The 20,431-nt window shown below is 66.1% G+C and carries 19 protein-coding genes and 1 tRNA gene; 11 read left to right on the forward strand and 9 right to left on the reverse strand.

The features are described from left to right. Window positions 1-24: 24 nt before the first annotated feature. The 3 genes from yidD to ACW7G3_RS03620 are packed head-to-tail and all read left to right on the forward strand — an operon-like array spanning window position 25 to window position 2,440. Window positions 25-270, forward strand: a complete 246-nt coding sequence (gene yidD, locus ACW7G3_RS03610; protein ID WP_456972523.1) for a membrane protein insertion efficiency factor YidD — start codon at window positions 25-27, stop codon at window positions 268-270. Beyond that, entirely contained in the window at window positions 267-1,616 is a 1,350-nt protein-coding gene (locus ACW7G3_RS03615) for a dihydroorotase (protein ID WP_456981096.1), read from the forward strand. Before yidD ends, ACW7G3_RS03615 begins: the two co-directional genes overlap by 4 nt. After that, complete coding sequence (locus ACW7G3_RS03620; RefSeq protein WP_456981098.1) at window positions 1,616-2,440, forward strand: M23 family metallopeptidase; 825 nt, start codon at window positions 1,616-1,618, stop codon at window positions 2,438-2,440. The genes ACW7G3_RS03615 and ACW7G3_RS03620 overlap by 1 nt, the downstream gene beginning before the upstream one ends. 39 nt (window positions 2,441-2,479) lie before the next feature. On the opposite strand, the gene folE2 is transcribed toward ACW7G3_RS03620, so the two are convergent. From folE2 to efp, 6 genes are all read right to left on the reverse strand, one after another. Further along, window positions 2,480-3,391, reverse strand: a complete 912-nt coding sequence (gene folE2, locus ACW7G3_RS03625; protein WP_456972527.1) for a GTP cyclohydrolase FolE2 — start codon at window positions 3,389-3,391, stop codon at window positions 2,480-2,482. A 120-nt stretch (window positions 3,392-3,511) separates the two neighbouring features. Next, window positions 3,512-4,180, reverse strand: a complete 669-nt coding sequence (locus tag ACW7G3_RS03630; RefSeq protein WP_456972529.1) for a phytoene/squalene synthase family protein — start codon at window positions 4,178-4,180, stop codon at window positions 3,512-3,514. A 2-nt stretch (window positions 4,181-4,182) separates the two neighbouring features. Further along, the gene (locus ACW7G3_RS03635; RefSeq protein WP_456972531.1) at window positions 4,183-4,869 is read right to left on the reverse strand and encodes a phosphoglycolate phosphatase; all 687 of its coding nucleotides are present in this window, start codon (window positions 4,867-4,869) and stop codon (window positions 4,183-4,185) included. Then, window positions 4,862-5,617 (reverse strand): bifunctional 2-polyprenyl-6-hydroxyphenol methylase/3-demethylubiquinol 3-O-methyltransferase UbiG, encoded by a 756-nt coding sequence (gene ubiG / locus ACW7G3_RS03640; RefSeq protein WP_456981100.1) that lies wholly within the window; start codon window positions 5,615-5,617, stop codon window positions 4,862-4,864. The genes ACW7G3_RS03635 and ubiG overlap by 8 nt, the downstream gene beginning before the upstream one ends. Beyond that, window positions 5,575-6,921, reverse strand: coding sequence for a TRZ/ATZ family hydrolase (locus tag ACW7G3_RS03645; protein ID WP_456981102.1), 1,347 nt, complete (start codon window positions 6,919-6,921; stop codon window positions 5,575-5,577). The genes ubiG and ACW7G3_RS03645 overlap by 43 nt, the downstream gene beginning before the upstream one ends. A gap of 16 nt (window positions 6,922-6,937) precedes the next feature. Further along, window positions 6,938-7,504 carry an elongation factor P gene (gene efp / locus ACW7G3_RS03650; RefSeq protein WP_456981103.1) on the reverse strand — a complete coding sequence of 189 codons (567 nt, stop codon included), beginning with the start codon at window positions 7,502-7,504 and terminating at the stop codon, window positions 6,938-6,940. A gap of 89 nt (window positions 7,505-7,593) precedes the next feature. Between efp and epmB the strand changes: the two genes are divergently transcribed. Both epmB and ACW7G3_RS03660 read left to right on the forward strand, forming a co-directional pair. Beyond that, window positions 7,594-8,598: an EF-P beta-lysylation protein EpmB gene (epmB, locus tag ACW7G3_RS03655; RefSeq protein ID WP_456981105.1), complete on the forward strand. Its 1,005-nt coding sequence runs from the start codon at window positions 7,594-7,596 to the stop codon at window positions 8,596-8,598. A 65-nt stretch (window positions 8,599-8,663) separates the two neighbouring features. Beyond that, window positions 8,664-10,742, forward strand: coding sequence for an EAL domain-containing protein (locus tag ACW7G3_RS03660; protein ID WP_456981107.1), 2,079 nt, complete (start codon window positions 8,664-8,666; stop codon window positions 10,740-10,742). Between the two features lie 69 nt (window positions 10,743-10,811). Here ACW7G3_RS03660 and htpX read toward each other — a convergent pair whose 3' ends face one another. Further along, a complete protein-coding gene (gene htpX, locus ACW7G3_RS03665) occupies window positions 10,812-11,708 on the reverse strand; it encodes a protease HtpX (RefSeq protein WP_456972544.1) in 897 nt (298 codons plus the stop codon). Between the two features lie 232 nt (window positions 11,709-11,940). Here htpX and phbB (ACW7G3_RS03670) point away from each other — a divergent pair, with 232 nt between their 5' ends. The 3 genes from phbB (ACW7G3_RS03670) (at window position 11,941) to phbB (ACW7G3_RS03680) (ending at window position 14,046) form a co-directional block, all read left to right on the forward strand. After that, complete coding sequence (gene phbB, locus ACW7G3_RS03670; RefSeq protein WP_456972546.1) at window positions 11,941-12,681, forward strand: acetoacetyl-CoA reductase; 741 nt, start codon at window positions 11,941-11,943, stop codon at window positions 12,679-12,681. 120 nt (window positions 12,682-12,801) lie between these two features. Further along, entirely contained in the window at window positions 12,802-13,293 is a 492-nt protein-coding gene (gene phaR, locus ACW7G3_RS03675) for a polyhydroxyalkanoate synthesis repressor PhaR (RefSeq protein WP_456972548.1), read from the forward strand. A gap of 12 nt (window positions 13,294-13,305) precedes the next feature. Further along, entirely contained in the window at window positions 13,306-14,046 is a 741-nt protein-coding gene (phbB, locus tag ACW7G3_RS03680) for an acetoacetyl-CoA reductase (protein ID WP_456981109.1), read from the forward strand. A gap of 50 nt (window positions 14,047-14,096) precedes the next feature. On the opposite strand, the gene ACW7G3_RS03685 is transcribed toward phbB (ACW7G3_RS03680), so the two are convergent. Next, complete coding sequence (locus ACW7G3_RS03685; RefSeq protein WP_456981110.1) at window positions 14,097-14,993, reverse strand: M48 family metallopeptidase; 897 nt, start codon at window positions 14,991-14,993, stop codon at window positions 14,097-14,099. A 45-nt stretch (window positions 14,994-15,038) separates the two neighbouring features. After that, window positions 15,039-16,889, reverse strand: coding sequence for an SUMF1/EgtB/PvdO family nonheme iron enzyme (locus ACW7G3_RS03690; RefSeq protein WP_456981161.1), 1,851 nt, complete (start codon window positions 16,887-16,889; stop codon window positions 15,039-15,041). A gap of 106 nt (window positions 16,890-16,995) precedes the next feature. Between ACW7G3_RS03690 and rnd the strand changes: the two genes are divergently transcribed. The 3 genes from rnd to ACW7G3_RS03705 all read left to right on the forward strand — a co-directional run bounded on the left by rnd (window position 16,996) and on the right by ACW7G3_RS03705 (window position 19,975). Beyond that, entirely contained in the window at window positions 16,996-18,108 is a 1,113-nt protein-coding gene (gene rnd / locus ACW7G3_RS03695; RefSeq protein ID WP_456981112.1) for a ribonuclease D, read from the forward strand. A gap of 25 nt (window positions 18,109-18,133) precedes the next feature. Next, window positions 18,134-18,209, forward strand: a tRNA-Ala gene (locus ACW7G3_RS03700). An 836-nt stretch (window positions 18,210-19,045) separates the two neighbouring features. After that, complete coding sequence (locus tag ACW7G3_RS03705; RefSeq protein ID WP_456981114.1) at window positions 19,046-19,975, forward strand: hypothetical protein; 930 nt, start codon at window positions 19,046-19,048, stop codon at window positions 19,973-19,975. The last annotated feature ends 456 nt before the right edge of the window (window positions 19,976-20,431 follow it).

The following is a 20,431-nucleotide window of genomic DNA, read 5'->3' on the forward strand; positions in this document are numbered from 1 at the left end:
CGGATTTACAGCAGTTTCCGGACCGTGATCGACCGTTTCCTCATCGCCCTGCTGCGCCTGTACAAACGGCTGATCAGCCCTCTTCTCGGACCCCGCTGCCGGTTTGTGCCCAGCTGTTCGGAATACGCGATGACGGCGATCGGGCGCTACGGCGCCTTCAGGGGCGGCTGGATGGCCCTGCGCCGGCTGGGCCGCTGCCACCCGCTGCATCCCGGCGGTCATGACCCTGTGCCAGAGCCACCCCCACATAGTACGGAACCCAAGCAATGACCGACACCCTGATTGTCAACGCCCGCCTCGTGAATGAAGGCCGCGAGTTCGACGGCGACCTGCGCATCCAGGACGGACGCATCGCCCAAATCGGAACCGGCCTGGCCGCGCGCGGCAACGAGCGCGTGGTGGACGCCGCCGGCCGCCGCCTGCTGCCGGGGATGATTGACGACCAGGTGCACTTCCGCGAGCCGGGCATGGAGTACAAGGCCGACATCGCCACCGAGTCGGCCGCGGCGGTGGCCGGCGGCCTGACCAGCTTCATGGACATGCCCAATACCAGCCCGCCCACGCTCGACCGGGAGGCGCTGGAGGACAAATACGCCCGCTCCGCAGGCCGCGCGCATGCCAATTTCGGGTTCTACTTCGGCGCCAGCAACGACAACCTGGAGGCGGTGCGCGGGCTGGACCCCAGGACCGCTCCCGGGGTGAAGGTGTTCATGGGGGCCTCCACCGGCAACATGCTGGTGGACAATCCCGAGATCCTCGACGGCATCTTCCGCGACACCCCGGTTCCGATCATCACCCACTGCGAAGACACCCCGATGATCGATGCCGAACTGGCCCGCTACCGGGAGAAGTACGGCGACGATATCCCCGCCCGCTGCCACCCCGACATCCGCTCGCGCGAAGCCTGCATCAAATCCACGCGCCTGGCGCTGGAACTCGCGCGGCGCCACGACACCCGCCTGCATGTGCTGCACATCTCGACCGCCGACGAGCTGGCCCTGTTCGAGGCCGGCCCGCTTGTGGATGCCGACGGCAAGGTGCGCAAGCGCATCACCGCCGAAACCTGCATCCACTTCCTGCGCTTTTCCCGCGAGGACTACGACCGCCTGGGCCACCAGATCAAGTGCAATCCGGCGATCAAGGAAGCGTCGGACCGCGACGCCCTGCTGCGCGCCCTCGCCGAAGACGTGATCGACGTGCTGGCCACCGACCATGCACCACATACGCTGCAGGAAAAGCAGGCGCCCTACGTGCGCGCGCCAAGCGGGCTGCCACTGGTGCAGTTCGCACTCAACGCCGCGCTGGAATGCGTGCACGAGGGCCACTTCGATACCGCCAAAGTGGTGCAGAAGTTCGCCCACGCGCCGGCGCAGCTGTTCGACGTGGCGGGGCGCGGCTTCCTGCGCGAAGGCTACTGGGCCGACCTGGTGCTGGTCGAGGACACTCCGTTCACCGTGTCCCGCGAACAGGTGTTGTCACGCTGCGGCTGGTCTCCCTTCGAAGGCACCACTTTCCGCAGCCGCATCGCCTCGACCTGGGTCAACGGCGAGCTGGCGTGGGACGGAGACAAGCTGGTGGGTAACCCGCAGGGCCGACGCCTGGAGTTCGCCCGCTGATGCGCGCCCTGCTCCATCTGCTGCTTGCAGCCGTGCTGGGCTGCGTCGCGTCCGCCGCCATGGCCGGCGACCAGCGTATCGTATTTCCCACCGAAGTCCAGCAGGGTGCGATGGTGATCGGCAAGGTGCCACCCGACAGCCGGGTCGAGCATGCCGGTCGCAACCTGCGCGTGACCGGCTATGGCAGCGTGGTATTCGGCATCGGCCGTGACCACAGCGGCCCGGCCGAGGTGCGCGTGACCGGTCCGGATGGCGCGGTGGAAACCATCCGCATCGCCGTCGGCACCCGCGACTGGCCGCTGCAGCGGGTCGATGGAGTACCTGCGGCTACCGTGGATCCACCACCGGCCATCGCCGAACGTATCCGCCGCGAACAGGCCCGGGTGGGAGCCGCGCGTACCCGCGATGACGCGCGCACGGGCTTTGCCCAGCACTTCATCTGGCCGGTCGAAGGACGCATCAGCGGCCGCTTCGGGCGCGCCCGGGTCTACAACGGCAAGCCCGGCTCCCCGCATTCGGGCATGGACATCGCCGCACCGCAGGGCACCCTGATCAAGGCCCCCGCCGCGGGCCTGGTGACCTTTGCCGATGCCGACCTGTATCTCACCGGGGGCACCGTGCTGATCGACCATGGCCACGGCATCAGCTCCAACTTCCTGCACCTGTCCCGGCTGGACGTGCAGGAGGGAGACACGGTTGAACAGGGCCAGGTGATCGGCGCAGTGGGCGCCACCGGGCGCGCCACCGGCCCGCACCTGCACTGGGGCATGAACTGGCTCAACGTGCGGATTGACCCGCAGCTGGTGCTGGAACGGGCTCTCTGAGTATCGCCGCGCGGCAAGCCCGGCCGGTGGCCGGCCCGATCAGCCGGTGACGCGGGCCACGGCGTCGTGGGCGTGCAGGCTCTCGTAATGGGCCACGCGGGCGTCGAACTTTTCCACGCGCTCATCCGCGGCCAGCACCGCGGCCACGCGGCGGGCGGCATCTTCACAGAACATCAGGTTCTCGGCGTTGAGCCGGGCGAATGCCTGCTCGTCCTCGCGCTTGACCGCGGTCTGCACCGGCGTGCCCAGGGCCGCCTCGATGGCATCCACCATCGCCGCCAACGGGATCTCATCAAACGCGGGCCGCAGTTCCACCTTCACCTGGGCGCTGCTGCGCTGGGCATGCGGAGTGGCGGCCAGGCCGCGCTCCGAAGCCAGCCATTCCTCGACCACCGCCGCCGACAGCGGGCGGGCCGCGGCGAAATCGGCGGCAAAACGCTCCGAGTTGGCCTGGCGTGACAGTGCCGCCGAGGCCGGGCAGGTGCTGGAGTACTCGACTGAAAACGCCAGCGCCAGGCGGAAATGGCCATCGACGATCGTGGCCTCCAGCTCCACCGGATAGTTCTTCCAGCCGGCGTTGTCGCTGGCCAGCGCGGCACGCTTGAGCATGTGCTCGTAACGCAGCACCAGGCGCGCGGAAGACGACAGCCCGCGCTGGGACTCGACCAGGTCCTGCAGGATCCTGCGCAGGCCGGCCACGGTCATGGTCTCGCTGGCGAACGCATCCTGCAGCCGCAGGTACAGGCGCGACATGTGGATGCCACGGGTGTCGGGCTTGCGCAGGTCCACGAACACGTCCACGGAAGCCGGGACCTGGAGCGCACCTCCGTCACCATCAGCCACGCGCAACGGCAGCGCGATCCTCTCCATACCGACCCAGTCCAGGGCGCGGGCGGCAAAGGCGGCGTCGTCGGCGACGTCGGGCAGGGTCTGGGCGGGAGATTGGCTCATTGCGTGGGGGGCCTTTACGGCAACGGGAATCAAGGCTGGATAGTGTAACGGGAGGCTGCGCAACGCCCCTGAAACGCTGCGTCCGGCCACTTGGGGCTGGTTCGGGGCTGGAGACTGGCCTCAGCTGCCGCGTACTGCGCTCCAGGACGCCCCCAGGACCCGCCAGCCGGACAGCTGCTGCTCGCGCCTGCCTGCCTGCAGCGCCAGCAACCTGGCACGCAGCAGGGCGCGATGGAGGCGTCCCGGCCGCGATCCACTCGCGCCCCGTGGCCAGCGCTCCAGCAGCCAGCCGGCATCCTCACGCGAACCGGTAAGGAGGGCGCGCGCGGCCAGTAATGCCGACGTAGTTGCATCCGCAGCCGGCTCACCCCTGTCTTCAGCCTCTCCGAACAGGCCCGCCTCGCATACGTCCAGCGCGTCTGCCAGGTTGGCCAGGACGGGTTGCGCGGTGGCCGCGTCCTGCCCGCGCGTGGATGGAAGAACCGACAGGGCCCTCGCCAGTCCGGTCCAGGGCGCCGGCAGGCGCTGCAGCGATGCGCCCAATGGATGGCGACGGCCGCCCTTGGCCCAGCCTTCCAGCTCTTCATGCCACCAGGCCAGCTTGGCGAGACCCGGGGTCGGGTCTTCGCCGCCCCACGCAGCTTCCGCCAGCTCGTTCTGCAACGACAGCCAGGCCAGCGCTATTTCGCGCTGGGATGCAGGCACGAAAGCTTCGGCAATGCCCCATTCCGGCCAGCGTCGTCGCCATTTGGCAGTGAAGTCTTCCGCTGCCGGGTCTTGCTGGGCCACGGTCAACCCACCGCCGGCCAGGCGGCCGGGTCAAGCAGGTCATGCGGCGCGTCGACCATCACGTCGCCGCGCCAGGCGATCGGATCATCACCGTCCAGGCGGTAGCCCCACAGGGCCACCACGGAGGGCATCCTCGCGGCCTGGGCGGCCACGATGTCACGCTCGTCGTCTCCCACGTAGACGCACTGGCCGGCGGGCATCCCCAGCGCCTCGGCCGCATGCAGCAGCGGCAAGGGATGCGGCTTGCGCTCGGCCAGGGTATCGCCGCCCACCAGCACGGCGCAGCGCGACTGCCAGCCCAGCTGCGGAACCACTTCGCGGGCGAGATATTCAGGTTTGTTGGTCACGATGCCCCAGACGGTGCCGGCCTGCTCCAGCGCGGCCAGCATCTCTTCCACGCCTTCGAAGGCATGGCTGTGGCGACCCAGCTCCTGGCGGTAGATATCGAGGAACTCCGGCACCAGTGCGGCGATTTCTTCCGCCGACAGGTCCGGAAACGCCACCGCGGACATCGCCCGCGCGCCCTTGGATACGGTGGGGCGCAGCGCCGTCAGGCCGAGCGGCGGCATTCCGCGGGTATCGCGCATGCGGTTCACGGTGGCCAGCATGTCCGGCGCGCTGTCGAGCAGCGTGCCATCCAGGTCAAACAGTACGGCGGGCGGGAAGCGGCCCGCCACGGCCTCAGTCATTGCCGCCACCCGGCTTGCGCGCTGCGGTCAGGTAGTTGACCCCGGTACGTCGCGACAGGCGTGCGGAATTCCGCCACGGCTCGTAGATCATGCCGCTGACGTCATCCAGCTGCATGCCGGCGCCACGCAGCCACGCAGCCAGCTCCGAAGGCTTGATGAAGTCCTCGTACCTGTGCGTGCCCCTGGGCAGCAGCCGGGCCACGTATTCGGCTCCAACGATCGCCAGCGCAAACGCCTGCGGCGTGCGGTTGAGCGTGGAAACGAACAGCATGCCGCCCGGCTTCAGCAGCGTGGCGCAGGCCTGCAGGATCGCCGCCGGATCCGGCACGTGCTCCAGCATTTCCATGCAGGTGACCACGTCGAAGCTGCCCGGCTGCGCCACCGCCAGTGCTTCCACCGGGGTCACCTGATACTCCACCTGCACGGCGGACTCCAGGGCATGCAGCCGGGCAACCCTGACAAGCTCTTCGGCCAGGTCGATGCCGGTCACCTCTGCGCCATCGCGCGCCATCGCCTCGCTCAGCAGGCCGCCGCCACAGCCCACGTCCAGCACCCGCGCACCGCGCAGCGGGGCGCGTCGGGCCACGTAGTCCAAGCGCACGGGGTTGAGGGCGTGCAGGGGCTTTTGCGGACCGTCCGGGTCCCACCAGCGGCTGGCAAGGGCGGCAAATTTGTCGAGTTCCGCCTGGCGGAAGTTGTCAGTGCTCACGGAGTACGTCCATGGAGGCCGGCAATGCGTCCACGCCATTGCCTGGCATTTGCAATCACGGCGTCCTCGTCCATGCCCACCAGCTTGCGCGAGGCCAGTTTTGCCTGCCCGGCGATCCATACGTCGCTCACCTGGTGGCGGCCGGTGGCATAGACCAGCTGCGAGAGCACGTTGTGCAGCGGCTGGGACTCCAGCGCGGACAGGTCCACGCAGGCCAGGTCGGCCTGCTTGCCGGGTTCTATCGAGCCGACCAGGTGATCGAACCCGATCGCCTTCGCGCCGCCAAGGGTCGCCGCGCGCAGGGCCGTCGCGGCGTCGAAGCCTGCGGCGTCATTGGCCACCGCCTTGGCCAGCTGGGCAGCGGTGCGAGTCTCCCCGAACATGTCCAGGTCGTTGTTGCTGGCGCAGCCGTCGGTGCCGATCGCCAGGTTCACGCCGGCACGCTCGAGTGCGCACACCGGGCAGAAACCGGAGGCGAGCTTGAGGTTGGATTCCGGACAGTGCACCACCGACACCCCGCGCTCGGCGCACAGCTCGATCTCGGCCTGGGTCAGCTGGGTCATGTGCACGGCGATCAGGCGGTCGTTGATCAGCCCCAGCCGGTCCAGGCGGGCGATCGGCCGCTGGCCGTACTGCTTCTGCGACTCCTCCACCTCCTGCGCGGTCTCGTGCAGGTGCAGATGCACGGGCACGTCCAGTTGGTCGGCCAGCATGCGGATGCGCTCGAAGCTGGCGTCCTTGACCGTGTACGGCGCATGCGGGACGAAGGCGGTGTCGATCAGCGCATCGCCGCGCCACTGGTCGTGGACCTCGCCGGCCTTGTCGAAGTATTCGTCGTCACTCTTCGCCCAGGCGGTGGGGAAGTCGATCACCGGCAGGCCGACCCGGGCGCGGAAGCCGTGGCGCCGATAGGTGGCGGCCTGCACATCGGGGAAGAAGTAGTTCTCGTTGACGCAGGTGGTGCCGCCGCGGAGCATCTCCGCGATCGCCAGCTCCACGCCGTCGGCCACGAACTCCGGCCCGATCACCGCCGCTTCCACCGGCCAGATGTGCTCCTGCAGCCACACCATCAGCGGCAGGTCGTCGGCAATGCCGCGCAGCAGGGTCATCGGGTTGTGGGTATGGGCGTTGACCAGCCCCGGAATCAGCGCGCCGTGGGGGCGCGACACCGTTTCCCTGGCCGTGAACCGGGCACGCGCCTGGGCGGCGGGGAGCACGGCCACGATGGCGCCGTCGCGCACGGCAACGGCATGGTCTTCCAGCACGACGCCGTGCGGCTCGATCGGGACCACGTAACCGGCTTCAATCAGCAGGTCAACGGCTTCTGGAGCGGTTTCGGTCAAAGGAGCGTCCGCCACGTCACTTCACCCGGGAAACGTACTCGCCGGAACGGGTATCGACCTTGATGATTTCATCCTGGCCCACGAACAGCGGCACGCGGACCACGGCGCCGGTCTCCAGGGTGGCCGGCTTGCCGCCGCCGCCCGAGGTATCACCGCGCACGCCCGGGTCGGTCTGGGAGATCTGCAGCTCGACAAAATTGGGCGGGGTGACCTGGATCGGGGTGCCGTTCCACAGGGTCACCACGCACTCCTCCTCACCCTTCAGCCACTTTTCGGCGCCGCCCATGCCGGTCGCATCGGCCTGCACCTGCTCGAAGGATTCCGGATTCATGAAGTGCCAGTACTCGCCGTCGCTGTACAGGTACTGCATATCGGTATCCAGCACGTCGGCCGCTTCCACCGTGTCGGTCGACTTCATGGTCACTTCCTGCACCCGGCCGGTGCGGATCTGGCGGTACTTGACCCGGGTGAAGGCCTGGCCCTTGCCGGGCTTGACGAAGTCGGTGTCGGTAATGACCGCCGGTTCGCCGTTGACCAGGATCTTCATCCCATTCTTGACGTCGTTCATGCCGTGGTTGGCCATCGGTTGCTCCTGCGGTGTCCGCCGCGCGGGCGGATTAGAATGTGGGGGGTCCGGCCCAACCTTCCGGGCCGGACGGAAACTGACCATTCATGATACCTGCAGCCCCCCTATCCATGCAGCACCGGCGCTGGCAACAGGCCTGGCGCGAAGCAGTACGCGACCCGCGCGAGCTGCTCGCGCTGCTCGGGCTCGAGCAGGCGGCCGGCGCGGTATCCGCTGGCGCCGCGGCGCAATTCCCGCTTCGCGTGCCGCGCAGCTTCGTGGCCCGGATGCGCCACGGCGACCTGAACGACCCGCTGCTGCGCCAGGTGTTGCCCCTGGATGATGAAATGCGCCCGGTCCCGGGGTTTGACATCGACGCCGTCGGCGACGGCGCCGCCCGCGCCGGTCGCGGCCTGATCCGCAAGTACAACGGCCGCGCCCTGCTGGTGTCCACCGGCAGCTGCGCGGTCCACTGCCGCTATTGCTTCCGCCGCCACTTTCCCTACGCCGAGGAAACCGCCGCCGCCGGGGGCTGGCGCGAGGCGGCAGCCGCCATCGCGGCGGATCCGGGCATCGATGAGGTGATCCTGTCCGGCGGCGACCCGCTGTCGCTGGCCACATCCAAGCTGGCGGAGCTGACCGACGCCCTGGTCGCGGTCCCGCACCTGCGACGGCTGCGCATCCACAGCCGGCTGCCAATCGTGCTGCCGGAACGGGTGGATGATGAACTCATCGGCTGGCTGGCCGCCCTGCCCTGGCCAACCACCGTGGTGGTGCACGCCAATCACGGCAACGAATTCGATACCCACGTGGATGCCGCCATGACGCGACTGCGCGATGCCGGCGCCACCCTGCTCAACCAGGCCGTGCTGCTGCGCGGGGTGAACGACAGCGAGCAGGCGCTCGCCGATCTGTGCGAGCGCGGCTTTGAGGCGGGCGTGCTGCCCTACTACCTGCACCAGCTGGACCGGGTAGCCGGCGCGGCGCATTTCGAGGTGCCTGACGCAACGGCCATGGCCCTGCACCGCGCCCTGCTCCACCGCCTGCCGGGCTATCTGGTTCCAAAGCTCGTGCGCGAGGTCGCCGGAGACGCGTCCAAGCGCCCACTTTGAGGCATCTTGAATGGACTCGGCCGGGGGTGCGTGGCATAACCCGTGAGCACTTTAGGGGAGGTTGAATGGCGGCACATCAAGACAACGCGCTTCGGCTGATGGTCATCGACGACAGCATGGAAGAGGCCGAGGCGATCGTGAGCGCGCTGCGCAACGCCGGCATCGCCGTGCGTCCGCTGCGCCCCGCTTCGCTGGAAGAGCTGGAAGGCATGTTTTCGGGCCAGGGGATCGACCTGATCCTGGCAGCGCTGGCCTCCAGTGCCATCACCCTGGAAGACGTCGCCCGGCTGGTCCAGGCCAGCGGCAAGGACGTGCCCCTGCTGGCCGTGGCCGACAGCATCGACCGCGATTGCTTCATCAGCGCCCACGCCCATGGCGTGCGCCGCATCGTCCTGCGCGACAACGACCAGCTGCTGCTGAACGCCGTGCGCGATGAGCGCAACGACCTCAACGCCCGCCGCATGCTGCGGCTGCTTGAAGGCCGGGTGCGGGAGACCGAACGCCGCTGCGACGCGCTGATCGATTCCTCGCGCGATCCGATCGCCTACATCCATGAAGGCATGCACATCCGCGCCAATTCGGCCTACCTGGAAATGTTCGGCTACGACTCGTTCGAAGACGTGGAAGGAATGTCGCTGCTGGACATGGTGGCGCCCCAGCACGTGGAGGAGTTCAAGGACCTGCTCAAGCGCCTGGCCCGAGGCGAATCACCGCCCGATCGCTATGACCTGGAAGCGCGCGACATCGAAGGAAACGGCTTCCCCGCCTCGATGGAATTCACCCCGGCCCAGTACGAAGGCGAGGCCTGCCTGCAGGTGATCTTCCGCCGCGAGGAGGTGGACCCCGAGCTTGCCCGCCAGCTGGAAGAGCTGCGCAAGCGCGACCAGGTGACCGGACTGCTCAACCGCCCCACGTTCCTGCGCCGACTGGAAGACGCGGTTGCCAACGCCGCCCAGGGCGGAGGCCGCCACGGCCTGTTGATGATCGAGCCGGACCACTACCAGCGGCTGCTGCAGGAGATCGGCCTGGATGCAGCCGACGACATGCTGGCCGCACTCGCACAGCGCCTGCAGGCCTGCGTGGGCGATGACGCCATCCCGGCACGCTACGCCGAGCATCGCCTGGCCGTCCTGATCCCCGACGCCGATTACGACGCCACCAAGGCGATGGCCCGACGCCTTGCCGAGGGGTTCGCGGCGGACGTGTTCCAGATCGGCACCCATTCAAGCGTGGTGACAATCAGCATCGGCGGCGTGCAGATTGGCGAAAAGATCGCCAGTGTCAGCCAGGTGCTGGCCAAGGCGGACGAAGGTATCCGCACCGCCCTTGACGTGGGCGGCAACCGCTTCGAGATCTTCGATCCCGGCGCGGTCGACCGGGCCGAGGAAGAGCACGTGCAGGCCTGGGTGGCGCGGCTTCGCGATGCCCTGGACAACAACGGCTTCGTGCTGCACTACCAGCCGGTGATCAGCCTGCATGGGGATACCGGGGCCGTCTACGAGAGCCTGCTGCGGCTGGACGACGGCGAAGGCGAGCTGGTCAAACCGCTGGAGTTCCTGCAGATCGCCGAAGAGCAGGGGCTGCTGTGGGAGATCGACCACCACGTGGTGGGACGCGCCATTGCCTGCATCGGCGAGCGCATGCAGGCCAACAAGCCCACCACCCTGCTGGTCAAAATCAGCCAGGCCGCCCTGCATGACGACAGCCTGGTGCGCTATATCGGCGAACAGCTGGCCAGGCACGGCGTGCCGGGTGAATACCTGGTGCTGGAACTGCCTGAGGCCAAGGTGTTCACCCACCTCAAGGCGGCGCAGGACTTCGCCGCGGCCATTGGCAAGTTCGACTGTCGCCTGGCACTGACCCAGTTCGGCTCGGGGCTGGATTCATTCCAGCTGCTGAGCCACCTGCAGCCGCAGCTGCTCAAGCTCGACCGGAGCTTCAGCGAAGACCTGCCACAGAACCAGGAGAGCCAGCAGCGGGTGTCCGAGATCGCCGGAAAGGCCCGCGAACTGGGAATCCGCACCGTGGCCGAATACATCCAGGATGCGGCGAGCATGTCGATCCTGTTCGCCGCCGGCATCGATTACGCCCAGGGCAGTTTCCTGGCCCAGGCCGGGCCCGGCATGAGCTACGAATTCGATTAGGCAAAGCGCGCCAGAGCCGCGAAGCGGCACTGCCGTGGCCCGGACCGGCTCCGGGCCACGGTGCAGGATTCAGACGCGGATCGTCATGCCCGACTTGACCGAAGCGTTGCGCAGCGTGGCAATGCGCTCTTCCAGCGGCGGATGGCTCATCAGCAGCTTCTTCAGACCGCCGCCGACACTGCCGCTGATGCCGAACGCGGCCACCTGCTTGGGCAGGGTGTTCTGGCCGTAGGTCTGGTTCAGCCGCTCCAGTGCGGCGATCATCTTTTCCCGACCGGCCAGCTCCGCGCCACCAGCATCGGCGCGGAACTCGCGACGCCGCGAAAACCACATGGCAATCATGCTGGCGAACAGGCCGAACACCATGTCCAGCACGAACACAATCGCGAAATAGCCGATCCCGCCGCCACCCGAGTCGCGGTTGCCGCTCAGGTAGCTGTCGATCGCCCGGCCGACGATGCGCGCCAGGAAAATCACGAACGTATTGAGCACCCCCTGCAGCAGCGCCATGGTGACCATGTCGCCGTTGGCCACGTGGGCGACCTCGTGGGCCAGCACCGCTTCGGCTTCATCACGGGTCATCGAGCGCAGCAGGCCGGTGGACACCGCCACCAGCGCGCTGTTGCGCCGCGCGCCGGTGGCGAAGGCGTTGATCTCCGGCGCGTCGTAGATGGCAACCTCGGGCATACCGATACCGGCATCGCGGGCCTGCCGCTGCACCGTGGACAGCAGCCACTGCTCCATCTCGCCCCGCGGCTGGGTGATCACCTGCGCGCCGGTGGACCGCTTGGCAGTCCATTTCGACAGGGCCAGGGAGATGAAGGACCCACCAAAGCCGAAGATCGCGGCGAACATCAACAGGCCGGCATTGGTCGCCGGATCGATGCCGAAAATCGCCATGACCACGCTGACCAGGGCCAGCACGGCAAGGTTGGTGGCAAGAAACAGGAAGACGCGCTTGAACATCGGACTGAAGGCTCCAGGGATTGAATGACTGCTGGCAGCTTCGGCCACCAACACATGGTCGTGAAGTATGAGCGCACGCGGTGGAAATCAAGTGGTCCGCATGCTCTTTTCGCATTCGATCCGGAGCGCTTCGCCGCAGCGCACAACACGCAAGTCATCGGCCATGCATAGAATCAGACAGAGCACGCGCGATCCCGCGCGCCTGCCAGCAGCCCTATCGGAGACAAGCATCATGACAACGCGCGTGGCATTGGTAACCGGGGGTACCGGCGGTATCGGCACCGCGATCTGCAAGCGCCTGTCCGACGCGGGCCACAAGGTGGCGACCAATTACCGCAACGAGGAACGCACCCAGGCCTGGCTGGCACAGATGAAGCAGGGCGGCTACGACATCACCGCCGTGTCCGGCGATGTCACCTGCCCCGAGCAGTCCGCTTCCATGGTGAAAGAAGTGGAGGACAGGCTCGGGCCGGTGGACATCCTGATCAACAACGCCGGGATCACCCGCGACGGCACCTTCCACAAGATGGTGCCCGAGCAGTGGCAGGAGGTGATCAACACCAACCTGGGCTCGGTGTTCAACGTCACCCGCCCCGTGATCAATGGCATGCGCGATCGCAAATGGGGCCGGATCGTGCAGATCAGCTCGATCAATGGCCAAAAGGGACAGTACGGCCAGGCCAACTACGCCGCCGCCAAGGCCGGCATGCACGGCTTCACGATCTCGCTGGCGCAGGAAAACGCCCGTTACGGCATTACCGTCAACACGGTCTGCCCGGGCTACATCGGCACCGACATGGTGATGGCCGTGCCGGAGGAAGTGCGCGAGAAAATCATTGCCCAGATCCCTACCGGACGGCTTGGAACGCCCGAGGAAATTGCCTACGCGGTGTCCTTCTTCATGCCCGAAGAAGCATCCTGGATCACCGGCGCAAACCTTGCCGCCAATGGCGGCCAGTACATGGGCTGGTAGCCGGCCGCAGGCGCCTTTCCGCGCTGCGGCGGGCGCGCCGGTTGCCCTTTGGTGCAGCTTGCAAGGCCTGTCCTGCTGCGCCATGCTGCAAGGCAACAGGGATCTGTGAGTGCTTGTTCAATGAGCTCCACCCGTGTCATCAAGAAGTACCCCAATCGGCGTCTCTATGACACCGAGATTTCCAGTTACATCACCATCGAGGATGTCCGCCAGCTGATCGTGGATGGCGAGGATTTCGAAGTGGTCGACGCCCGCAGCGGCGCCGACCTGACCCGCCAGGTGCTGCTGCAGATCATCTCCGAGCACGAACAGGACGGCACGCCGATCCTGTCCACCGAACTGCTCAGCCAGATCATCCGTTTCTACGGCGACTCGCTGCAGGGATTCATGGGCACCTACCTGGAACGCTCGATGCACTCGTTCCTGGAACAGCAGCACCAGCTGCGCAAGCAGATGGACGGGCTGGTTGACCAGACGCCGTGGGCCATGATGAACAAGCTCACCGAGCGCAACATGGAGATGTGGCAGGAATTCCAGAAGAACCTGACCGGCAGCCTTGGCCAGAAACCTTCCGGCGGACGCGAGCGCCCCGGCGACAAGCGCGAACGCTGAAGGATCCGCTGCATGAGCAAGAGAATTGCCGTCGTGACCGGCGGCATTGGCGGCCTTGGGAGCGCAATCTGCGTGGCCCTGGCCCAGGCGGGCCGTACCGTGATTGCAACGGACCTGGCGGACGATGGGGAACGCATTGCCGCCTTCAACCTGCGGGTGGAAGGCCTCGACATCAGCTTCGCCGAACTGGACGTGACTGACCACAAGACCTGCGCAGCCTTCGTGGCTACCGTTGAACAGGAGCACGGCTCGCTGGACATCCTGGTCAATGGCGCCGGCATCACCCGCGACGTGACCCTGCGCAAGATGGACCGCCACCAGTGGCAGCAGGTGATCGACGTGAACCTGGGCGGCGTATTCAACATGTGCCAGCCCGCGATCGAAGGCATGTCCGCGCGCGGCTTCGGGCGGGTGGTGAATATCAGCTCGGTCAATGGCCAGACCGGACAGTTCGGCCAGGCCAACTATTCGGCGGCCAAGGCCGGCATGCACGGGTTCACCATGGCCATGGCCCGGGAAGGCGCACGCAAGGGCGTTACGGTGAACTCCGTTTCTCCGGGGTACTGCGAAACCGCGCTGGTGATGGCGATGCCGCAGCAGGTGCGGGACGACATCGTCTCCAAGGTACCGGCCGGCCGCCTTGGCCAGCCGGAAGAGATCGCGCGGGCGGTGGAATTCCTCACCGCCGATGAAGCCGGCTTCATCACCGGCGCCAATCTGCCGGTCAACGGCGGACTGTTCATCAGCTTCTAGCCGTCCGTTGTGGGCCTGGCGTCACGCGGCTTCGCGCGCACGGCGCGCTCCTACATGGGGAGCGCGTCCTCTTCGCAGAAGCGGGCTCGGTATTCCAGCGCCTTCGGCAACAGCGCTTCCAGGTTCTGGATGCGCGTACCGGGATTGGGATGGGTGGAAGCGAACTCGGGCGGCGCCTCGCCCCCGCTGGCCTGACCCATGCGCTCCCACAACGGTACCGATTCGTGCGGGTCGAAACAGGCCGCAGCCGCCAGCATCAGCCCCACCTCGTCCGCTTCGGTTTCATGCTTGCGCGCATAAGGCAGCAGATAGCCGTAGCCCATGGCCGCCATCACCATCTGTTGCTGCTGGGGATCCATGCCGCTGAAGGCGCCCGCTGCCTGGCCGATCTGGCTCAGGCGCTGCTGGGCCATCCGCTGCGCCCCATGGCGCAGCAGCGCGTGGGCGATCTCATGGCCCATCACCACCGCCAACGCGTCTTCATTCTGCGCAACCGGTACCAGGCCGGTGTAGACCGCCATCTTCCCACCCGGCAGGCAGAACGCGTTGGCCTGCTCGGACTCGATCACGTTGACCTCCCACTCGAAGGACTCGGAAAACCGCGAGGGCTCCAGGCCGTGCTCGGCGGCAAGCGCAGCTTCCACGACATCCACTTTGGACAGCAGGCGCTCGGCAATATTGCGTACCTGGCGCGAGATCGGCGCATCAGGATCAACCGGCTGCTCCTGGGCCAAGATCTGCTCGTACGCCTGCAGACCCAGGGATTTTTCATCCTCCGCGGAAAGCGAGCGGTCGATGAGCACGCTCTCTCCGGTCACTGGATCCACGCTCTGGTTGGAAAACCAGTACCAGGCGCCGTAGCCGATGAAGGCCACCAGCACCCATATCCTCAGCCCGCCGCCCCGCCGCCGTGCGGGCCGCTGGCCTGCATCCCGTCGCTGTCCCATGAGCTCTCCTCCGCTGGCAATGACGCCCCATGGGCGCCGGGCAAATCAAAGGTCCCGCACTACCCTGAAGCCGATCCGCGCATTGGTGGTGTCGCGCTCCGCTGGCGCGCGCCAGGCGGACCGGGTCTGCTCCGGCGAGCTGGCCCAAGCACCACCCCGGATCACCTGCATGCGGCAGCCCGGATTGACCCAGGGGGCGGCGTCGCGCGGCGCCCGCCGATAGCTGTCGTGCCAGCAGTCGGCCACCCACTCGCTGACGTTGCCGGCAAGATCGTGCAGGCCCCAGGGATTGGCGGAGAAGCTGCCCACGGGCGCGGGCCCCCAGTAGCCGTCATCGTATCCCCTGAAGGCGTTGCTCCAGCTGCGCTGACCCGATGAGCGGTCCCGGTCACCGGTAAAATTGCCGCTGCCTTCAGGCGGCGCGCCATCGCCCCAGGGGAACGCAGTGCCCGTGCCCACACGCAGCGCATATTCGAACTCGGCCTCACTCGGCAGCCGGTAGCGGCGCCCGGTCTGCTGCGACAGCCAGTCGGCATAGGCCTGGGCGTCCTCCGCGCTCACATGGATCACCGGCATGTCACTGCCGGCCCGGCCACCTGCGAACCCGGACCGCCAGTCCACCCCGCTGCTGCGCACGAAGTTGCCGCTGCGCTCGTCCCATGCCATGGAAAATCCCCGCCGTACCGCCCGCGGCTGGAATCCGGTGGCATTGATGAAGCGTCGGAACTCGCCCACGCTGACCTCGGTGACCGCCATCGCGAAACCGCGGTCGAAGCGGATATTGCGCTGCGGCCGCTCATGATCCGTGGACCCGCGCTCGCTTTCCGGAGCTCCCATGGTGAAAGCACCGTGGGGCACCACCACCATGCGTGGCCCGCGCCCCCCGGTTTCCAGGGCGTCGGTGAATACCTGGCCCGGCCGGAACAGGCCGTAGTGCACCGCCAGGTCAATGCGCTCGCGCAGCTCCGCCGCCGCCGGATCGCCGGGCTCGGCAATGCGCAGCAGCTCCGCCAGCAACGTGCGCGCCTTCGCAATGCCGTCGAACTCAGCCAGCACGGACACGCCCTGGTCACGCAGCTGGGCGATGCGCACCGTACGCTGGCGCTCGATCCGCTGCCGCGCATCCGGCACCGTGCTGGCTTCCGGCCGGATTGTGGCGGCGCGATCCAGCCACGTTCCGGCGGTGTCGAAATCATCTTCGTCTGCTGCCGTTTCGGCATCCCGGATCAGGGCACTCTCCACCGCGGCCACGTTCTGCATGGCCCGCGGCTGCCCCGGACTGAGTTCCAGCACCTCGCGCAGCACGGCCAGTGCTCCGCCGCTGCCGGACTCCCCGTAATTGCCGGCGGCAATCCGGTCTTCCGCCTCGCTGTTGAGCTGCCAAAGCCGTTCGGCCAGGTCCACCTGCTGGAGGTAGGATTCGACCTCTCCGTCGTCCGGCCACACCCCCCGCGCCACCGCTGCCACGCGCCGCGCATCGCGCAGGGCCACCGCGTCGTCGCCTGCCTCGCCCAGCGCCTGCGACCCCAGCTCGAGCAGCCGCTGCCTGGCCCGCTCCAGACCGGCCCTGGCATCCTCGTTGTCCGCGTCGCGGTCCAGCAGGGCCAGGTACAACGGGATCGCGGCATCGCCGTCGTCGTACAGCCGGTCCTCTTCCAACGCCGCGCCCGCCTGTTCCCGGGCCTGTTCGGTGCCCTCCTCGTCCAGCGTCACCTGCGGACGCTTCCAGGTCAGGCTGCCTGCCTGGCTGTCATCGCCGCTGATGGTCACGCTGCCCGAGACGGCCTCCGCCGCTTCCTCCGCCACGGGTGCGTCGGCGTCCGACTTCCTGCCGCAGCTGGCGCACAGCACCGCGATCAGAATGGCAATGAGAAGGGACTGGATACGCAAACGGATCCTCCAGGATCGGAACGGTCAAACCGCGACGGTAGGGCGCGCTGCGGAGAGCGTCAATCCATCCGCGCGCCGGTTCAGGTCCGGGCTGACCTGCTAGGCTCGCCCCATGTCTGCATCCAACCCGATCTGGGTCACCGACCCCACCGTTCTCAGCAACCGTCTGGCCAGCCGTCCGCAACACGTCGGACTGGATACCGAATTCATCCGCGAGCGCACGTTCTGGCCGCAACTGGCGCTGGTACAGCTTGCCATTGACGACGACATCCTGCTGCTTGACCCCCTCGCCCCGGGCATCCTGGACGCGCTGCGCCCGCTGCTGCTGGATCAGTCCATCGTCAAGATCATGCACAGCGCCGGCGAAGACCTGGTCGCCTTCAGCCACTCATGTAACGCCGCGCCCACGCCGCTGTTCGACACCCAGGTGGCGGCAGCGCTGACCGGGATAGCGGCTGGCATCGGCTACCAGCGCCTGGTGGCCGACCTGCTGGGCGTGGAGCTGGCCAAGGGCCAGACCCGTTCCGACTGGCTCAAGCGCCCACTCAGTGACGCCCAGCTGGAATACGCCGCCGACGACGTGCGTTACCTCGGCGGGCTGTACGACCAGCTGTCCGCGCGACTGGACGCGCTCGGCCGGCGCGACTGGTTCGAAGACGACTGCGCGCGCCAGGTCAGCGCTGCCGGCAGCGAGCCGGAGCCCTGGCCACACCTTTCGGCCCGCGGCGCCCAGCATGTGGATGGCCCTTCCCGCATCCGCCTGCTGCGCCTGCTGCGTTGGCGCGAGGCCCGCGCCCGCAGCCACGACCGTCCGCGCAACTGGGTTCTGGACAACGAGCTTGCGTTCGAACTCGCCCGCAGGCCGCCGGAGAACCAGGACCAGCTGCAACGCCGCCTCGACGCCCACCCCAAGGCGCCGCGCAAGCTGGCCGCGCAGATCTGGAGCGCGCTGGAAACGCCGCTGGCCGATGAAGCCGAGGCTCCCGAGCCACCTGCGGTGGAGGCGGACCGCAAGACCGTGCGCCAGATGCAGGAGGCCGTCTCGGCCCTCGGCGCAAGCCTGGGCATCCCCGATGGCGTGCTGGCATCGCGCAAGCGCCTGGAGCAGCTGCTGGAGACCGGCCGCTGGCCCGACGCCCTGTCCGGCTGGCGCCGCGAACAGCTTGAACCCGTGCTGGCACCGCTGATGGCGGAGCAGTTGCCGTCCGCCGACCCGGCCGTATAATGCCGGCCGTCGATGTGGTATCCGTGGGGCGGTAGCTCAGCTGGGAGAGCGTCGCGTTCGCAACGCGAAGGTCGGGAGTTCGATCCTCCTCCGCTCCACCATTTTATGCAATATAAACAGCGCGTTACGCCTAACGACGTGATGCGCTGCGTTGCTTTTCGGGTCGTTGTTTGGCACACAAGTTGTGACATATTCGTGCCATTCAACGCCCCTGAAGGGCCGCACAAAGCGGCCTTCTGTGTGACTTTTTCGAACAACACAGCTATCTTGTGTGCAAGCGCTGATAAGACACGTACGACCAACAGGCTGAAGGCTAGCCAAGATGTTCCCCGGTCAAGCGGCGACGAGTTCAGCAGCCTGCGATGAAAAGCGGACGTAGTTGCAGGTGAGAAAGGATGCCGGATCGTACTCGCCGGCAATCGCCACAGAGGCTAGCGCCCGTCCAGGATGAGGCCGGAAAAGCGCGACGCCACTTGGAGAGCTGGAAACGGTGGGCACAACCCGGCCGGTCTGTAGCCCCTCTTTGCCACCAGGCCAGAGGGAGCAATATGCAGCGGCTGCCGCGGACTCATCCGACGTTTGCACCGACATCGTCTGTCGGTGCGACGCGGACGGAGTATTCGCATGACTGTATTGCTTACAGTGGAAGACCTCGCTGGGCGTCTTCGTAAGTCGGCTTCCACAATTCGCGCGGCGGCCAGCCGGAATCTCACATCCCTTCCCCCGATTTGTCGGCTGCCCGGCACTAAGCGCCTTCTATGGCGTGCTGAAGACGTCGAGCAGTGGCTCGCGAGCCATGTAACTACCGCAACCCCTGCACCTATTCCGTCAACTCCTCAAGCGACGGCTACACCCGCAAGGTCAAAGACAAGGGGTCGCGGCAGACCTACCAGGGCCGAACAACGCACACGCCGAGAGCGTAATGGGAGGGCGGAAAATGTCTAATCCCAACCCTGCAACGGGGACTCTCACTGTTATCAAAGCGAAATGCGATCGAAATTTCACGATCATTCCGAATAGCGTATTTGGTGATCGCGAACTTGACTGGAAGGCCCTTGGCTTGCTCTGTGATCTATTGCACCTTCCGAACGGCAAAAGAATTAGCTTGGAATGGTTGAGCCGGCGCCGCCCTGATGGGAAAACTTCGACCCGAAGCGCAATCAACAAGCTCAAGGAGCTTGGTTACCTCAGCATTTTGCGACCCCGCAGCGAGGCGGGGATGTTCACAGGTGCGCGATGGATCGTCAGAAGTGTGCCAAAGCCAAACGGGGAGGCTGAGCCAGAAGCTGGATTTCCGCATGTGGACCCTCCGCATGTGGACCCTCCGCAATTGGACCCTCCGCATCTGGATAAATCGGCCGCCGGAAAGCCAGATACAAATACAAAAACTATAAAAAAGCAAAGAACTACTACTACTGAAGCTTCATCCGTTGATTCATCGTCAGAGGAAATAGTAGTAGTTGTAGACACAGAGGAAAAAAAGACAACAGCAGCTTCCGCAGACTTGAGTGCCGGCTCTCCAGACGAGGAGATGCATTTCCCGCCGCAGCTGTCTAACGAAGACCGTCTGTGCGCTATACAAATGCTGAGCGCGGCTCCCCCAGCGTGCCATCAAAAGTTGCTGGACGAGTTATCAGCGTCGATAACCAAGGGCGCCATCCGAAATTCTTGGCTCTCCTGGTTTCGCGCTTTGATCCAACGCTCAATCAATGGAGAGTTCCATCCGGACTTGGGAGTTGAAGTTGCTGCAGCTCGTCGCCGAGAAGCTGAGAAAGCATCCAGCCGCAAGAGAATCACTCCTGCGAGCCCCGAGACTGCCAGCAGACACCTCGCCGACATTAATGCCCTGCTAGGCCGACAGAATTAATTACCGATATCTCGCACTTCGATGGATGGAGAGCCTTATAGCTCACCAGACCAGTTTATTTGTTTGTTTGCTTGCTTGTTATTAAATACAGACAAAGGAAATTTAATAATTTCTATCGGCCGCCCACCAAAAGTTTCAGAAGAAGAAGTAATACAGGCAGGACTGGAGATGACAGCTGCCGGAAAAGACGTAGAGAAATACACTCTGACGAAATGGATTGGGGTCGGAAGCCCAAACCGAATATGGAACATCTGGACAAAGCATGTTGAGTCCGCTCGGGAACGTGCCCTAAAAACGTCAAAGTTGCCTAGGATCGTCCAAGAGGATCTTGCTACAGCGTCGACTGGGATTCGCGAACTGTTTGAATGTAATGACCCAGCGGTTTCTGCTCAGATCAGGCCGCTAAAGCATACGCCTCAGCGGGTGTCTTCATGCCCAGCGCCTGGTGCGGGCGCC

The sequence above is a fragment of the Luteimonas sp. A478 genome, from assembly GCF_054052025.1.

Excerpts from the sequence above, each read along its gene's own strand:
- ACW7G3_RS03615 (WP_456981096.1), top strand. The coding sequence starts at position 267 with ATGACCGACACCCTGATTGTCAACGCCCGCCTCGTGAATGAAGGCCGC.
- ACW7G3_RS03620 (WP_456981098.1), top strand. The coding sequence starts at position 1,616 with ATGCGCGCCCTGCTCCATCTGCTGCTTGCAGCCGTGCTGGGCTGCGTC.
- folE2 (WP_456972527.1), bottom strand. The coding sequence starts at position 3,391 with ATGAGCCAATCTCCCGCCCAGACCCTGCCCGACGTCGCCGACGACGCC.
- ACW7G3_RS03635 (WP_456972531.1), bottom strand. The coding sequence starts at position 4,869 with ATGACTGAGGCCGTGGCGGGCCGCTTCCCGCCCGCCGTACTGTTTGAC.
- ubiG (WP_456981100.1), bottom strand. The coding sequence starts at position 5,617 with ATGGCGTGGACGCATTGCCGGCCTCCATGGACGTACTCCGTGAGCACT.
- efp (WP_456981103.1), bottom strand. The coding sequence starts at position 7,504 with ATGGCCAACCACGGCATGAACGACGTCAAGAATGGGATGAAGATCCTG.
- epmB (WP_456981105.1), top strand. The coding sequence starts at position 7,594 with ATGATACCTGCAGCCCCCCTATCCATGCAGCACCGGCGCTGGCAACAG.
- ACW7G3_RS03660 (WP_456981107.1), top strand. The coding sequence starts at position 8,664 with ATGGCGGCACATCAAGACAACGCGCTTCGGCTGATGGTCATCGACGAC.
- htpX (WP_456972544.1), bottom strand. The coding sequence starts at position 11,708 with ATGTTCAAGCGCGTCTTCCTGTTTCTTGCCACCAACCTTGCCGTGCTG.
- phbB (WP_456972546.1), top strand. The coding sequence starts at position 11,941 with ATGACAACGCGCGTGGCATTGGTAACCGGGGGTACCGGCGGTATCGGC.
- phaR (WP_456972548.1), top strand. The coding sequence starts at position 12,802 with ATGAGCTCCACCCGTGTCATCAAGAAGTACCCCAATCGGCGTCTCTAT.
- phbB (WP_456981109.1), top strand. The coding sequence starts at position 13,306 with ATGAGCAAGAGAATTGCCGTCGTGACCGGCGGCATTGGCGGCCTTGGG.
- ACW7G3_RS03685 (WP_456981110.1), bottom strand. The coding sequence starts at position 14,993 with ATGGGACAGCGACGGGATGCAGGCCAGCGGCCCGCACGGCGGCGGGGC.
- rnd (WP_456981112.1), top strand. The coding sequence starts at position 16,996 with ATGTCTGCATCCAACCCGATCTGGGTCACCGACCCCACCGTTCTCAGC.
- ACW7G3_RS03705 (WP_456981114.1), top strand. The coding sequence starts at position 19,046 with ATGTCTAATCCCAACCCTGCAACGGGGACTCTCACTGTTATCAAAGCG.